The sequence below is a fragment of the uncultured Thiodictyon sp. genome (genome assembly GCA_903837595.1).
In the GTDB taxonomy this organism is placed as follows: Bacteria; Pseudomonadota; Gammaproteobacteria; order Chromatiales; family Chromatiaceae; genus Thiodictyon.
Genome location: CAILVI010000360.1, coordinates 1 through 14036, shown reverse-complemented (window position 1 = coordinate 14036; position 14036 = coordinate 1). Strand labels below are relative to the sequence as shown.

Here is a 14036-nt window from a genome sequence, read left to right as displayed (position 1 = left end):
GGTTTGGGCACTCGTCTCACGTCGACTGCTGGCTCGCGGACAGGAAGGCTGCGGTCGCGGCGAGGGGTAATTCCTGTTGCTCGGCTTCCTCGCGCAGCGCCTTCACCCCGATTACGCCGCGCTCCAGTTCGCTGTCCCCGATCACCAGCGCATAGCGCGCCCCGCTCTTGTCCGCGCGTTTGAACTGGCTCTTGAAACTGCCGCCGCCGCAGTGGGTCATGAGTCGCACGCCGGGGGCGGCGTCGCGCAAGCGCTCGGCCAGCACTGGCGCCTGGCGCTGCGCCCACTCACCCACGGCAACGAAGTAGGCGTCAAGCTGCGGGGCCGCGCCTTCGCCGGTCAGTTCCATGAGCTCCACCAGGCGCTCGATGCCCATCGCAAAGCCGACGGCCGCCGTATCGCGTCCGCCCAGTTGGGCAACCAGCCCGTCATAGCGCCCGCCGGCACAGACGGTGCCTTGGGCGCCCAAGTCGTCGGTGATCCATTCGAAGACGGTGCGGTTGTAGTAGTCCAGCCCGCGCACCAAGCGCGGGTTGACGCAATAGGGGACGGCGGCGGCATCGAGTCCGGCGCAGATGGCCGCGAAGTGGTCGCGTGTCTGCGTCTCCAGGCGATCCATGAGGCTGGGGGCCGCGGCGACGATCGCCTGGGTTTCCGGGCTCTTGGAGTCGAGTACCCGCAACGGGTTGGTGGTGAGCCGCCGTTGGCTGTCCGCGTCCAGCCGGTCCCGGTACCTATCCAGGTAGCATACCAGTTCTTCGCGGTAGGCAGCCCGCTCGGCCGCATCGCCCAGGCTGTTGATCTCCAGACGCAGGCCGTCGAGCCCCAGGGCGCGCCACAGCCGGGCCGTGAGCAGGATGACCTCCAGATCGATGTCCGGCCCGGCCAGGCCAAAGACCTCTACCCCGATCTGGTGGAACTGCCGGTAGCGCCCGCGCTGGGGGCGCTCGTGGCGGAACATGGGGCCGCGGTACCAGAGGCGCTGGGATTGGTTCAGCAGGCCATTCTCAATGACGGCCCGCACACAACTGGCGGTGCCTTCGGGGCGCAGGCTCAATGAATCGCCGTTACGGTCGGCGAAACTATACATCTCCTTCTCGACGATGTCCGTGACTTCGCCGATGGAGCGCTTGAAGAGCTCGGTGAGTTCCACAAGCGGGGTACGGATCTCCGCATAGCCGTAACGCTCGAGCACCTGCCGGGCGGTGTCCTCCAGACGCTGCCAGGTGCCGACCCGCTCGGGCAGGAGGTCGTGCATCCCGCGTATGGCCTGGATGTTGCGGCTCCCGCCGGGGACGCTGGGATGGGTCGGGTCGAGTGGGGCGGTCACTCCGGGTTTCTCGGGTCGAACTTGAAGCGCTTGGCGTTGCCCGGAATGTGGCGGCCGAGGTTGGCGGGACGACCGCCGACGGTGACCGCAATCGCCCCCGGATTGCCGATGACGAGTGTATAGGGCGGGCTACCGGTCAACACCCGGGTATCGCCCTTGTGCATCTGCCCATTGACGAGCGCGCTGCCCGCGGCGTCGCGGACGCTGATCCAACTGGAGCTGGAGAAGGTCAAGACGACCTCCGTCGGGTTGACCGGTGCCGGTGCCGCGGGCGTCGCGAGGGTGTCCTGGGCGCCGCTGGCGGCGGCAGTCGGGGTCGGCGGCGCCTCGGTGGCGGGGGCCGGAGTCCGGCTGACGGGCGTTGCGTTATCGCTGCCGGGTTCCGGGCGGCTTGCGGTGGCCGTCGGTAGCGGCAGGGTGGGGCTGGTCGCGACCGCCTCTGGCGCGGCCGGCCCCGGCGGGCGGTTCAGCGGCAGCTGGCCGGCCGGCGCTGTGCGTGCGAGGCCGCTCGCCTCCCCGGGCGGCGCTGAGGACAGCAAGTCGCTGCGGCTCTGCCACCACAGCACGAGCATGGCGATCACCGCGGCCAACAGCGCGAGGCTGATCAGGCGCACCAGGATATGGCCGCTGCCGATTTCCTGCCGGGGCAGCGGACTGACGCGCAGGCCGGTCGGCTCCGCCGCTGGATTGGCCGCTCGGTAGGTGGCGATCAGGGGCTCCGGGTCGAGGCCTACCAGGCGCGCGTAGTTTCGCAGGTAGCCGGTGACGAACACGGGGCCTGGGAGGTCCTGATAGCGGTCCTGCTCCAGTGCCTCCACCGCGGCCACCCGCAGATGCAGTTGGGCGGCGATACGCTCGACTTCAATGCCGCGGGACTGGCGTTGCACGCGCAGACGGCGGCCGGGGTTCTCAGAGAACTCGACGACCTTCTGGTCGTCCGGGCTGATGGCTTGAGTTGGATTCATCGCAAGGGGCTCATTTAAGGTCCCGAAGTTCGGGTGCGTCCGGAAATTTTTGCCGCAAAATCTGCTCATAGGTCGCGGCGGCCTTGGTGTTGCCCAGCTTGCGCTCGGTCTTGGCGGCCAGTAGCAGCGCCCGGGGTTCGGGGGCGTTGGCCTGGAAAAAGCGATCCACGGCGCCTTTGGCGGCCTTGGCGTTGCCGCGCCCGAGTTCGATGCCCGCCATTTCCGCGAGGGCTGGACCGAAGCTGGGATTGGCCGCCAGGGCACGGCGGTAGTCCGCCTCCGCCTGGGTGAGATTACCTGCATTGCGGGCACAGGTGCCGGCGTTGGTCATGGCGACCCACGGCGTCGTATAGAGCGGGTTCTCGATCGCTTTGGCAAACTGCGCCTGGGCCTCGGCGGTGCGGCGCTGGGAGCAGAAAAAATTGCCGTAGGCATTCAATATATCGGAGTTCTTGGGGGCGAGTGTCAAGGCCCGCTTGAAGTTCTCCTCGGCGAGGGCCGGTTGACCCGTGCGTTCGTAAATGATGGCAATCATGTAATAGCCACGGGGGTTTTGTTTGTCCGCGGTGATGGCCTTGTTGGCCTGTTGCTGCGCGATGTCGAGTTGCCCGAGTTTGTAATACTCTCCGGCCATGGCGGAATAGATGTCTGCCGGAGTGCTCTGATCGCCGATCGCAACGGAGTTTTGCGCCTCCGTCCGCAGGGGTGCCTGATGGCTACAGGCGGCCAGCGTCAGACAGGCGGCGCAGCAGGCCCGGGTCGCCGCGGCGGTATATCTAAAGGTCCGGCTCATGTCAATTGTCATCGGCTTGCTAGGCCCAACTGGGGCATGGCGACGGGGATCGGGTGGGTGCCGCGCCGGGTGCGGTCGTCCACCCGGCCGACCAATTGCCCACACGCGGCGGCGATCTCGTCGCCGCGTGTTTTGCGGGTGAAGACCAGCAGGCCAGAGCGCATCAGTCGCTCACGGAAGACCGCCAGGCGCTCCGGCGGCGTGGCGGCGAAACCGCTGCCGGGAAACGGATTGAAGGGGATCAGATTGAGCTTGGAGGGGGTGCCCTCCAGTAACCGGATCAATTGTTTGGCATGCTGGAGGCTGTCGTTGATGCCGTCCAGCATCACATATTCCCAGGTGATCTTGCGCCGCTGGTCTGCGGCGAGGTAGGCGCGACAGGCGGGCAGCAGTTCTTCCAGTGGATATTTGCGATTGATCGGCACCAGTTCGTCGCGCAGCGGGTTGTTGGGCGCATGCAGCGACACCGCCAGTGAGACGTCGCAGACCTCGCGCAACCGATAGATATTGGGCACGATACCGGAGGTGCTCAGGGTCACCCGGTATTTGGAGAGATTGTAGGCCAGGTCGTCCTGCATGACGGCCATCGCCGTGACCACGGCCTCGAAGTTCGCGAGCGGCTCACCCATGCCCATCATGACCACATTGGTCGGCGCAACCCCTCGTTGGCGGGTGGCGTGCCAGACCTGGCCGACGATCTCGCTCACCCGCAGGTTGCGATTGAATCCCTGCCGGGCGGTGGCGCAGAAGGCGCAGTTCAGTGCACACCCCACCTGGGAGGAGACGCACAGCGTGCTGCGTCCGTCTTCGGGGATGTAGACCGTCTCCACCCGCTGGCCGTCGTCGAGTTCCATCACCCATTTGATGGTGCCGTCGGCGGATGGTTGGGTGTGGATAATGCGCGGCAACCCCAAGGTTACCGCGCTGTCCAAGGCCGCGCGCAGGCCCTTCGGGCAGTCGGTCATGCGGTCGTAGTCGATGATGCCGTGCTTATGGATCCACTTGAACAAATTGCGCCCGTGGAAGGCCTTGAAGCCGAGTGCCGCCACCAGGGCCGCGCACGCGGCGAGGTCCAGGTCCAGCAGGTTCGGCTTAGGGGCCGGGGTTTCCATGGGGTTATTCAGCAACTGGTGTATCCAAATAATGAGGTGATCTGACGGCTCGGCAGTATTGCGGCAGTCAGCGCGTGCGCGGGCAGACACCCTCCGGGAAGAAGAATGCGATCTCGACCGCCGCGGTGTCCGGGGCGTCGGAGCCATGGACCGCATTTTCCGTAAAGGAGTCGGCGAAGTCCGCGCGGATGGTCCCGGGGGCAGCATTGGCCGGGTTGGTGGCGCCCATGATCTCCCGGTTCTTGGCGACCGCGTCCTCGCCTTCCAGGGCCAGGGCCACCACGGGTCCGGAGGTCATGAACCCCACCAGTTCATCGAAGAACGGTTTGCCTTGGTGCACCCCATAGAAGGCGCTGGCCTGTTCATGGCTGAGGTGCAGCATGCGGGCGGCGACGATGCGCAGGCCGGCGGTCTCGAAGCGGCTCAGGATGGCCCCGATGGCATCCTTGGCGACGGCATTCGGCTTGATAATGGAAAGGGTGCGTTCGACGGGCATGAGGACTCCAGATAGAGGTGTTCGAGGGTGTCCGCGGGGATAATGGTGTGTCCGGGGCGACGGGCCGTCACCCGGCACTGGCCACCGGCAGATGCGGACCGGGGCAAGGCAAGACGCGCAGTCTACCGGCTAGGGGAGTGAGCGGCAATGGCGGGCATCTTTTACTGACGCCGAGGGGCGGCTGCAGTCTGTGGTCGGGTGTCCGTTGGCTGCGGCCGCAGTCTGTCAGGGCGTCAAAAAACTTAATATTCTGAAGGTATAGCATGACCCAGTTTGATGTTTTTAACGGTGACGCGGACGGCATCTGCGCGTTGCTGCAACTGCGGTTCGCGCAGCCCTTGGACAGTACCCTGGTGACCGGGGTCAAGCGCGACATCGCGCTGCTGGAGCGCGTCCCGGCCAGTGCCGGGGACCAGGTCACCGTGCTCGATATCGCGCTGGACAAGAATCGCGTGGCCCTCGCCCGGGTCTTGGCCGCGGGTGCTCGGGTGCGCTATTTCGACCACCACTATTCTGGCGAGATTCCCCGTCATCCCGGGTTCGCTTGCCACATCGAGACCGGTACGGACAAGGGCACGAGCCTGCTGGTCGATGAATTTCTCGGCGGGCGCTTTCGCGCCTGGGCGGTCGTCGGCACCTTCGGCGACAATTTCGATGCCGCGGCCCGGCGCGCCGCCGCTGTGCTCGGACTGGCGGGGCCTGAGTTGGAACGCCTGCGGGAACTGGGCATCTGCATCAATTACAATGGCTACGGTGCCGAAGTGACCGATTTGCATTGTCCCCCGGATGAGCTGTATCGGCGCCTGCGCCCCTATGCCGACCCGTTGGCCTTCATGCGCGAGGACCCAACCTATCCGCTTCTGCGTGACGGCTACGCGCATGACATGGCGCGGGCGCAGGGTGCCGTGCCGACACTTGCGCTCGAGCGCCACTGCCTGCACATCCTGCCCGGTGAGCCGTGGGCGCGTCGCGTCGGCGGCGTGTTTGCCAACGCGCTGGCACAGCAGGCGCCGGGGCGTGCCCATGCCCTGCTGACGCAATTGCCGCAGGGCGGCTTCCTGGTGAGCGTGCGCGCGCCGCTGGCCCGTCCGCAGGGCGCTGATCAACTGTGCCGCCAATTCGCGACCGGCGGCGGGCGCGCGGCCGCGGCGGGAATCAATCACCTGCCCGACACGGACTATGACCGCTTCACGGCGGCCTTCATCGCTGCGTTTTGAGTGGAATCCCGTCTGCCTCCTCGCTGGTGCATCGGTGTGGTGACAACGCCGCGGCGACCTACTATAATGGCGCTCTTGGGCTGAGTGGCAGAGTGGTCATGCAGCGGCCTGCAAAGCCGTGCACCCCGGTTCGATTCCGGGCTCAGCCTCCAAACTCGCCATCGCCATGATCGGTCGCCTGCTTCCCTTGGCTCGGTTCGTGCTGCTCGGTCGGCACGGCAAGCTCGCCGGAGTTCTCCGCAGATATAAAGCCCAATAAGGCCCTCTGGCGGCTCTTCATGAGCCTTCCTGGTGGCGTCCAAGCTCTCCCCGCCCGGGTGGCGAAATCGGTAGACGCAAGGGACTTAAAATCCCTCGCCGCGAGGCATGCGGGTTCGAGTCCCGCCCCGGGCACCAATCGGCGGTTCTTGCTGTCGCCGGGATCCTTGCGCCGCTGCCGGTGAGTGCTCCGGCGCTTCACTGCGACTGGGTGTCTTTCACGCTATTGAGTGCCTCTCCTTCATCGGGCTGCCGGTCCGCTCCGGCTCGCGATCACCTCTCTTTCCTTTGTCGACGACGCTCACAGGTTCTCTGTCGAGCGCTGTTTCAAGTCCCGCGGTAGTGCTGCCCTGCTGCCCGTCAGCGGTCGGTCGCGGGCCGCGCTATCGGTGCGCCGGCCGGCCGACCGGTGCGATGAAGTCGATGAGTTGGTGCGTCGCGATCGCGGCGACGCAATGTCTGGCGTGCACCTTATCCCCGTGGTCAGTCAGCGCGAGAATGATCGCCGCCCCGGTCTGTGATTGAATGGTCCGCGCTGCTTGGTGCTGGCCCGCGATGGGCGAGGGCGGCGCCGCGGATGCGCCGCGACCTGGCACCAGTGGCTGTGCGTGATACCCGATGTCCGCTGCGGTCGTTTGGCAATCGCTCCATATTTTTCTCCGGTTGGCTTGACTTTCATTGCGAAACGAATACATTAGTAGGTACGCGCTCGTCAGGATTCGCGCGGTGATACGCAGAAAGTTTCTAACCAACCATTTTCAGATCGGAGGTACCCACGTGGAGTACGCGAACCTAAGCCTTGATGAGATCCGGCAGCACCTCGAGACAATCGAGCAGAACAAGTCCGAATTGCAGCGGGCATTGGTGACCCGTCGGCAAGAAGCGAAGCAGGGGGTGGTTCAGCAGATCAGGGACCTGATCAGCCACAACGGCTATGAGCTCGACGAGATCGTCCCCTTGATCCAGACCCGGCGTCGTCGCGGCGCTGCCGCCACGCCCCGCGCGACCCCCAGCGGACGTGACTACACCCGTTATGTCGATCCGGAAAACGCGCAGAACATCTATGTGCGCGGCGTCCTGCCGGGGTGGATGAAGCAGAAGATGCAGGAGCAGGGTTACGATGCCTCCAAGAAGGCAGATCGTGAGGCATTCAAGGCCAATTATCTCCAGGTCCTTGAAGCCTGATCCCGGCGTCTGATCCCAGCATCTGATCGCGGCGCTTGATGTTCGCGCCGGATCCGCGAGTCGGACCCGGCGCGAACCTTCGGCGAGGCTGATCGCTGTTGGGTGTGAGCGGCGTCAGTCGGCACTCGCCGCTGGTCGGCTCTGTGGGGTGGTCGTCCTCTCTATTGTCTCTTTATTTCAACCTGGGCGGGGCCCGGTCGGGTGTCCGCGCGCTTTCTTTAAGTCTTTGAAAAAAATGTGTTCAAGAGTCTGGTGTGGTGGTCGATCGGCCGCTTGCGCCAGGGGTCGAGTAGATTCAATAAATCCGCTGGCTTTTCGTTTTGTATGTGTCTACACTCCAAACCTTGCATCGCCCGATCGATGCGCCCGTCTCGCGGCTGAGTCCTTGAATTTCAGGCATGATCCTCGAACGTACTTTCTATCTTTCACTTTGCCTAGATCGGTCCCAGAACCCCTGGGTAGGCCGCCTGGCTAACAGGCGCGGAGCCTAAATGTCCTTTGACTCGCTCGGCCTAAGGGCCGACTTGCTGCGCGCCGTTGCGTCGCAGCGCTACGGTCGGCCGACGCCGATCCAGGCGCAAGCCATCCCCGAGATACTTGCCGGTCATGATCTTTTGGCCGGAGCCCAGACCGGCACCGGCAAGACCGCCGCCTTCGTACTCCCTGTGTTGAATCTCTTGGCCGAGCAAGGGCATCCGCAGCGCCATCCCCGTGCCTTGATCCTGACACCGACGCGTGAACTCGCGGCCCAGGTCGGGGAGCGGGTCCACGCCTATGGGATTCATCTGCCGCTGCGTTCCGCGATCATCTTTGGCGGTGTCGGCATGCAGCCGCAGGTGGACAAGCTCCAGCGTGGCGTCGATATCCTGATCGCGACCCCCGGGCGTCTGCTCGATCACGCCACCCGGCGCACCGTGGACCTGTCACGGGTCGAAATCCTGGTGCTCGATGAGGCGGATCGGATGCTCGACATGGGCTTCATCCATGACATCAAGCGGGTTCTGCGTCTGATCCCGGAGCGGCGGCAGAACCTGCTGTTCTCCGCCACCTATTCAGATGAAATCCGGCGCTTGGCCGACGGCCTGCTGAAGCACCCCAAGACGGTTGAGGTCGCCCGGCGTAACACCCCGATCGCGGCGGTGTCCCAATCCGCTCACCCGGTCGACCGCAGCCGCAAGCCAGACCTGTTGGCCCATCTGATCCATCGTGAGGGCTGGGAACAGGTGCTGGTCTTCACGCGTACCAAGCATGGGGCGAACAAGCTCGCCGAGAAACTCACGCGCGACGGGATCACGGCCGCCGCCATCCATGGTAACAAGAGTCAGTCGGCGCGCACCCGGGCGCTGGATGAGTTCAAGCGTGGGCTGGTCCGGGCCTTGGTGGCGACCGATATCGCCGCGCGTGGTCTGGATATCGCCAATCTTCCCCAAGTGGTCAATTTCGAATTGCCGAATGTGGCGGAGGACTATGTCCACCGCATCGGACGTACGGGCCGCGCCGGTGCTGTTGGCTCGGCCCTGTCCCTGGTCAGCCATGACGAGCGGGGGTTGCTCAAAGGGATCGAGCGCCTGCTGCGCCGTGAGATTCCCATGACCCCGGTGATCGGCTTCGAGCCGTCCGCGAACCCGCCGGCGGATCAGCACGAGGACGATGACCGCTCACGGGTGCGTACCGATTTCACCCAACGCCAGCGTTCCGCGGGGCGCGGCGACCGGATGGGAGCGGGGCAAGCCGCGCGCCCGGGTAGCCAGGGGGGGCGCCGGGCCGCTCCCGCCCGCGGTCGTTGAGATCCGGATCGATTGTCCGTGAACTGCGCAGCCGCGGACCAGTTCACGGAACAATTGCGCCCCAACGGTTGGGGACAAAGACTGTCGAATCAGTTGTGCATTGATTGTTCGACCGTTCTCACTCTCGCTTCAATGCACTTTGATGGAACACTTGCACGATGAATATCTACGTTGGCAACCTGGCCTATTCCGTGACTCAAGATGACCTGCGTGATGCCTTCGCCGCTTATGGTGAGATCTCCAGCGTCAACCTGATCACGGACAAGTTCACCGGCGACTCCAAGGGTTTCGGCTTCGTCGAGATGCCGAACAATTCGGAGGCTGATGCGGCGATCAAGGCCCTGAACGAGACCCCTTTGAAAGGCCGCAACCTGAAGGTCAACCAGGCCAAGCCGCGCGGTGAGCGTCCCTCCCGTGGGCCGCGCTGGTAGCAACGCGGAAGGCCGGGGCATTGGCCCCGGCCTTTTCTTCACCGCGACCGTGGTGCCGGTGCTTGTTTGCACTCTGTTAAGTTTTTGTGTTGTGTGGTTTATTTATACTTTTAAGCGATTTATTCTCGGGCGCTGGTTCGAGTAAACTTTTTTTCGCGATCCCTTGCTCTTTTTCGCCAAGCACGTTGGAACGGTTCGGGCAGCCCCAACGTGTGGTTGGTGGCCGAGTGGGTCTGGACGCCAGGCCATGAACGGTTTTCCCGCGCGCTGCCCGCGCGCGGAGTGATTTCGCCCCAATGGTTGGGGAAACAGGCTGTCGAATCAGTTGTGCATTGATCGTTCGACCGTTCTCACTCTCTCTTTAATGCACTTTGACGGAACATTTGAAAGATGAATATCTACGTTGGCAACCTGGCCTACTCTGTGACCCAAGATGACCTGCGTGACGCTTTCGCCGCCTATGGCGAAATTTCCAGCGTCAACCTGATCACCGACAAGTTCACCGGCGACTCCAAGGGCTTCGGCTTCGTCGAGATGTCGAACAACTCGGAGGCCGACACGGCCATCAAGGCCCTGAACGAGACCCCGCTGAAGGGTCGCAATCTGAAGGTCAACCAGGCCAAGCCGCGCGGTGAAGGCGGCGGTGGCGGCGGCGGTGGTTCCCGCGGGCCGCGCTGGTAGGCCAGGCGCAAGGCCGGGGCGCCCGCTCCGGTCTGCTTGGCAAAGGGCTTGCGCCAGCGGCGCGCGACACTGTTCGCGTGCTGCTGGCGTTTCCATTTTGTATGACCGCCGTTCTCCCGTGATTGATCCCCTGACCCCTGAGCGATCTTGCCTGATTTAGGTTGAACCGCTTGGGGCTCGGATCGCCGCCGCTTGTCAGCGTGCCATCACACCGGCTGTGTGCTGCGGATAGCCGCCTGATCTGCTACTGTTGACCCTCGATCAGCCGAGCCAGTTGACGTCCCATGCCGAGCCCCGCCACGGAGCCATTTGCCCTCACCTACCGGGTCTGTCCGCAGCACCCGCAGGCGCATCTGTTCGCCGTCGAGTTGGTGATCGGCGACCCACCGGCGGGTTCGCTGCAACTTGCCATGCCGGCCTGGTGCCCGGGCAGCTACATGATCCGGGACTTCGCGCGCAACCTCCAGCAGTTGACTGCGCAAGACGGCCAGGGGCGGCCACTCCCGCTCACCAAGCACGACAAACAGACCTGGGAGATCGCCACCGGCGTCGCTTGCAGCGGCCCACTGATCATCCGCTACCAGGTCTACGCCTGGGACTTCACGGTGCGCTCGGCCCATCTGGACTGCACCCATGCCTATTTCAACGGCCCCAGTCTACTGCTTGAAGTCGTGGGGCTCGCCGATCGCGCCTGTCGCATCGAATTGCGTCCGCCCGCGGGTGATGCCTATCGCGACTGGCGCCTCGCCACCAGTCTGCGGCCCCTCACCGCCGAGCCGCTCGGGTTTGGTGCCTACCAGGCGGACGACTATGCCGATCTGATCGATCACCCGGTCGAGATGGGCCGCTTCGATCGGGTGGCATTCGCGGTCCGCGGCGTTCCCCACGCGCTCGCGATCAGCGGCCGGCAGCGGTGCGATCACGAACGCTTGCGCCAGGACCTGACGCGTCTGTGCGAGGAGCACGCGGCGCTCTTCGGTGAGTTACCGCTCGACCGTTATCTCTTTCTGGCCACCGCGGTGGCCGAGGGCTATGGCGGCCTGGAACACCGTTTCTCGTCGAGTCTATTGTGTGCCCGTGATGATCTCCCGCGCCCGCTCGAGAGGGGGGCCGCGAGCCCCGGCCAGGTAGTAGCCGAGACCGTCCCCGCCGCACCCACCCCGGGTTATCGGCGCTTTCTTGGCCTGTGCAGCCACGAATATTTCCACCTGTGGCACGTCACCCGCATTCGCCCCCAGGCACTCATGGCGGGGGACCTGAGCGGTGAAGTCCACACCCGCCTGCTGTGGGCCTTCGAGGGCATCACCTCCTATTACGACGAACTGGCCCTGGTGCGTAGCGGCTGTATCGACACTGGCGCCTACCTGCAACTCCTGGCCGAGACCATCACCCGGGTCATGCGCACCCCCGGCCGGCTGGTCCAGACCCTGGCGGAATCCAGTTTCGATGCCTGGACCAAGTTCTATCGGGCCGACGAAAACGGCCCCAATGCCGTCGTTAGCTACTATGTCAAAGGGGCGCTGGTGGCGCTCGCGCTCGATTTGACCATCCGCCAGGGGACGGCCGGCCGGGTCTGCCTGGATGACGTGATGCGCGCCCTCTGGGAGCGCCATGGCCGCACCGGGATCGGCGTGCCCGAACGGGGTGTGGAGGTGATCGCCGCGCAGGTCTCCGGGCTCGACCTGGACGGATTCTTTGCCCAGGCACTGGATTCGACTGACGACCTGGACCTGGAGCCGCTGCTCGCCACGGTCGGCATCCAGATGCGTTTGCGTCCGGCGACGGGCGCGCAGGACCTGGGTGGCGCGGTCGAGTGCTTCGGCCCGGTCAGTGCCGGGCCCACCCTGGGGATCCGGCTGCGCGCCGGGACCACGGACGCGGTGATCCAGACCGTCCTCACCGGCGGGGCCGGGGAGTGCGCCGGGCTGGCGTCGGGGGATCATGTGGTGGCCGTCGACGGGTTGCGCGCCACGGCGGATAACCTGGAGCGACTGGTGGCCGCGGTCGAGGCGCCGGTGCGACTGCACCTGTTCCGCCGCGACGAACTCCTGGAGCTGGTGGCCAGCCCCCGGCCGGCCGCAGCCGATACCTGCGAGCTGATGCTGCTCGCGGCGGCGCCCGAGGCAGCGGTCCAGGCGCGGGCCGCGTGGCTCGCGAGCGGTGCCTGACGTGACCTTGGAACCCGCCGTGTCGACTGGCCTCCAACTGATCCGATTGCTCGCCGACGGGGATTGTCACTCCGGCGCTGCACTCGCGCGGTGTCTGCGGATGACCCGCGCTGGCGTCTGGAAGGCCCTCCACAAGGCCGTCGAAGACTATGGTCTCGCGTTGGAAACCATCCCTAGCCACGGCTATCGGCTGGCCAGCCCCCTGGAACTCCTGGAGCCCGAGCGCATCCTTGGTGGGTTCGGCGCCGCCGGTGGGTCCCGGCTCGCCCGGCTGGAAGTCCACGACCAGCTCGGTTCGACCAACGAGCGGCTGATGGCGGCGGCGGTGGCGGGGGAAGCCGCCGGCACCGTCTGTCTTGCCGAACGCCAAACGGCCGGGCGCGGCCGACGTGGTCGGGTCTGGGTGTCGCCCTTTGGCACCAACCTGTATCTCTCCGTCTTGTGGCGCTATCCGGTTGGTCCGGCCGGGCTGGGCGGCGTCAGCCTGGCGGCGGGAGTGGCAGTCGCCACTGTGCTGCACCGCTACGGGCTCACCGACATCGGGCTCAAGTGGCCCAATGACCTGCTTTGGCAGCGCCGCAAGCTCGGTGGTCTGCTGTTGGAGGTGGCCGGCGAGGCCCAGGGGCCGAGCCACCTGGTGGTGGGCCTGGGGCTCAATCTGCGCCTGGACTCGGACCAGGCCCAGGGGATCGACCAACCCTGGGTCGACCTGCGCGAGGCCCTGGGAGCGGCGGCGCCGGGGCGCAATCAGCTGGCCGCCGCGCTCATCGACGCCCTGCTGGAGATGCTGGAGCGCTTCGGCCAGGTCGGGCTCACGCCTTATCTCGCCGAATGGGCGCGATTCGACCTGTTGCGCGGGAAGCCCGTCCAACTGCAACTGGGCGAGCGGCTGATCCTGGGCGATTACGCCGGAATCGACCCGGACGGTGCCTTGCGCCTCAACACCGCGGACGGAGCCCTGAGCGTGCACTCGGGGGAGGTCAGCCTTCGCTTTCCGACGGTCGCCGCGGCGCCCCGGTCTGCGGACGAACTGCTATGAACTTATTGATCGATATAGGCAATACCAACCTGCATTGGGCACTGCAGGCCGACGGGGTGCTCGGCCCGATGGATGGGGTGCGCCATAGCCGCGGCGTCCCGCTCGACCTGCTCGCCGCCTGGGAGGTCGTGCCGCCGCCGCAGCGTGTGCTGATCGGCAACGTCGGCGGGGCGCGGCTGGGCGAGGCCGTCGCCCGGGTGGTGCGTGCCTATTGGGGTCGCGAGGCCGAGTTTGCCCTCCCCCGCCAGGGATGCCTGGGGCTGCGGGTCGCCTATGCCGAACCCGCGCGACTGGGCGTCGACCGCTGGCTGGCGCTGCTCGGCGCCCAGGGGTGCGACGCGGCCCTGATCGTGGATGCCGGCACCGCAGTCACCTTCGATGTCCTGGCCCCCGCCGGTCTTCACCTTGGGGGCCTGATCCTGCCCGGGCTCACCATGATGCGTGACAGCCTGCTGGCCGGCACCCAGATTCCCCCGGGCGCGCCCGAGCCGACCGTCGAGCCCTGGGCGACCGACACCGCTGCCGCGGTCGCGACCGGCAGCCTCCACGCCCTGGCGGCCCTGGCCGAACGGCT

Annotated in this window: 13 protein-coding genes and 2 tRNA genes; 10 read left to right on the top strand and 5 right to left on the bottom strand. The window is 65.7% G+C overall.

Features of this window, described 5'->3' with window-relative positions; genetic code table 11:
• Positions 1–16: 16 nt before the first annotated feature.
• The 5 genes from hisS to ndk all read right to left on the bottom strand — a co-directional run bounded on the left by hisS (position 17) and on the right by ndk (position 4696).
• Positions 17–1330 (bottom strand): histidine--tRNA ligase, encoded by a 1314-nt coding sequence (gene hisS, locus QZY44_RS20695; protein WP_295451174.1) that lies wholly within the window; start codon positions 1328–1330, stop codon positions 17–19.
• Positions 1327–2295, bottom strand: a complete 969-nt coding sequence (locus tag QZY44_RS20690) for a RodZ family helix-turn-helix domain-containing protein (protein ID WP_295451171.1) — start codon at positions 2293–2295, stop codon at positions 1327–1329. The genes hisS and QZY44_RS20690 overlap by 4 nt, the downstream gene beginning before the upstream one ends.
• A gap of 10 nt (positions 2296–2305) precedes the next feature.
• A complete protein-coding gene (pilW, locus tag QZY44_RS20685; RefSeq protein ID WP_295451168.1) occupies positions 2306–3088 on the bottom strand; it encodes a type IV pilus biogenesis/stability protein PilW in 783 nt (260 codons plus the stop codon).
• 8 nt (positions 3089–3096) lie between these two features.
• Positions 3097–4200: a 23S rRNA (adenine(2503)-C(2))-methyltransferase RlmN gene (gene rlmN / locus QZY44_RS20680; protein ID WP_295451166.1), complete on the bottom strand. Its 1104-nt coding sequence runs from the start codon at positions 4198–4200 to the stop codon at positions 3097–3099.
• Positions 4201–4267: 67 nt separating this feature from the next.
• Entirely contained in the window at positions 4268–4696 is a 429-nt protein-coding gene (gene ndk / locus QZY44_RS20675; RefSeq protein WP_295451163.1) for a nucleoside-diphosphate kinase, read from the bottom strand.
• Positions 4697–4959: 263 nt separating this feature from the next.
• Here ndk and QZY44_RS20670 point away from each other — a divergent pair, with 263 nt between their 5' ends.
• The 10 genes from QZY44_RS20670 to QZY44_RS20625 all read left to right on the top strand — a co-directional run.
• Entirely contained in the window at positions 4960–5913 is a 954-nt protein-coding gene (locus tag QZY44_RS20670) for an acetyltransferase (protein ID WP_295451160.1), read from the top strand.
• A gap of 78 nt (positions 5914–5991) precedes the next feature.
• Positions 5992–6065 (top strand) — tRNA-Cys (locus QZY44_RS20665).
• A gap of 159 nt (positions 6066–6224) precedes the next feature.
• Positions 6225–6309, top strand: a tRNA-Leu gene (locus QZY44_RS20660).
• A 639-nt stretch (positions 6310–6948) separates the two neighbouring features.
• Positions 6949–7356 carry an H-NS histone family protein gene (locus QZY44_RS20655; RefSeq protein ID WP_295451158.1) on the top strand — a complete coding sequence of 136 codons (408 nt, stop codon included), beginning with the start codon at positions 6949–6951 and terminating at the stop codon, positions 7354–7356.
• Positions 7357–7847: 491 nt separating this feature from the next.
• Positions 7848–9143 carry a DEAD/DEAH box helicase gene (locus tag QZY44_RS20650; protein WP_295451156.1) on the top strand — a complete coding sequence of 432 codons (1296 nt, stop codon included), beginning with the start codon at positions 7848–7850 and terminating at the stop codon, positions 9141–9143.
• Between the two features lie 158 nt (positions 9144–9301).
• Positions 9302–9574 carry an RNA-binding protein gene (locus QZY44_RS20645; RefSeq protein WP_100918615.1) on the top strand — a complete coding sequence of 91 codons (273 nt, stop codon included), beginning with the start codon at positions 9302–9304 and terminating at the stop codon, positions 9572–9574.
• A gap of 390 nt (positions 9575–9964) precedes the next feature.
• Positions 9965–10255, top strand: coding sequence for an RNA-binding protein (locus QZY44_RS20640; RefSeq protein ID WP_295451155.1), 291 nt, complete (start codon positions 9965–9967; stop codon positions 10253–10255).
• A gap of 284 nt (positions 10256–10539) precedes the next feature.
• The gene (locus QZY44_RS20635; RefSeq protein WP_295451153.1) at positions 10540–12423 is read left to right on the top strand and encodes a peptidase M61; all 1884 of its coding nucleotides are present in this window, start codon (positions 10540–10542) and stop codon (positions 12421–12423) included.
• A 19-nt stretch (positions 12424–12442) separates the two neighbouring features.
• Positions 12443–13462, top strand: coding sequence for a biotin--[acetyl-CoA-carboxylase] ligase (locus QZY44_RS20630; RefSeq protein WP_295451150.1), 1020 nt, complete (start codon positions 12443–12445; stop codon positions 13460–13462).
• Positions 13459–14036 (top strand): type III pantothenate kinase (locus tag QZY44_RS20625; RefSeq protein ID WP_295451148.1); only part of this gene is annotated, 578 nt, incomplete at its 3' end. The genes QZY44_RS20630 and QZY44_RS20625, both read left to right, overlap by 4 nt.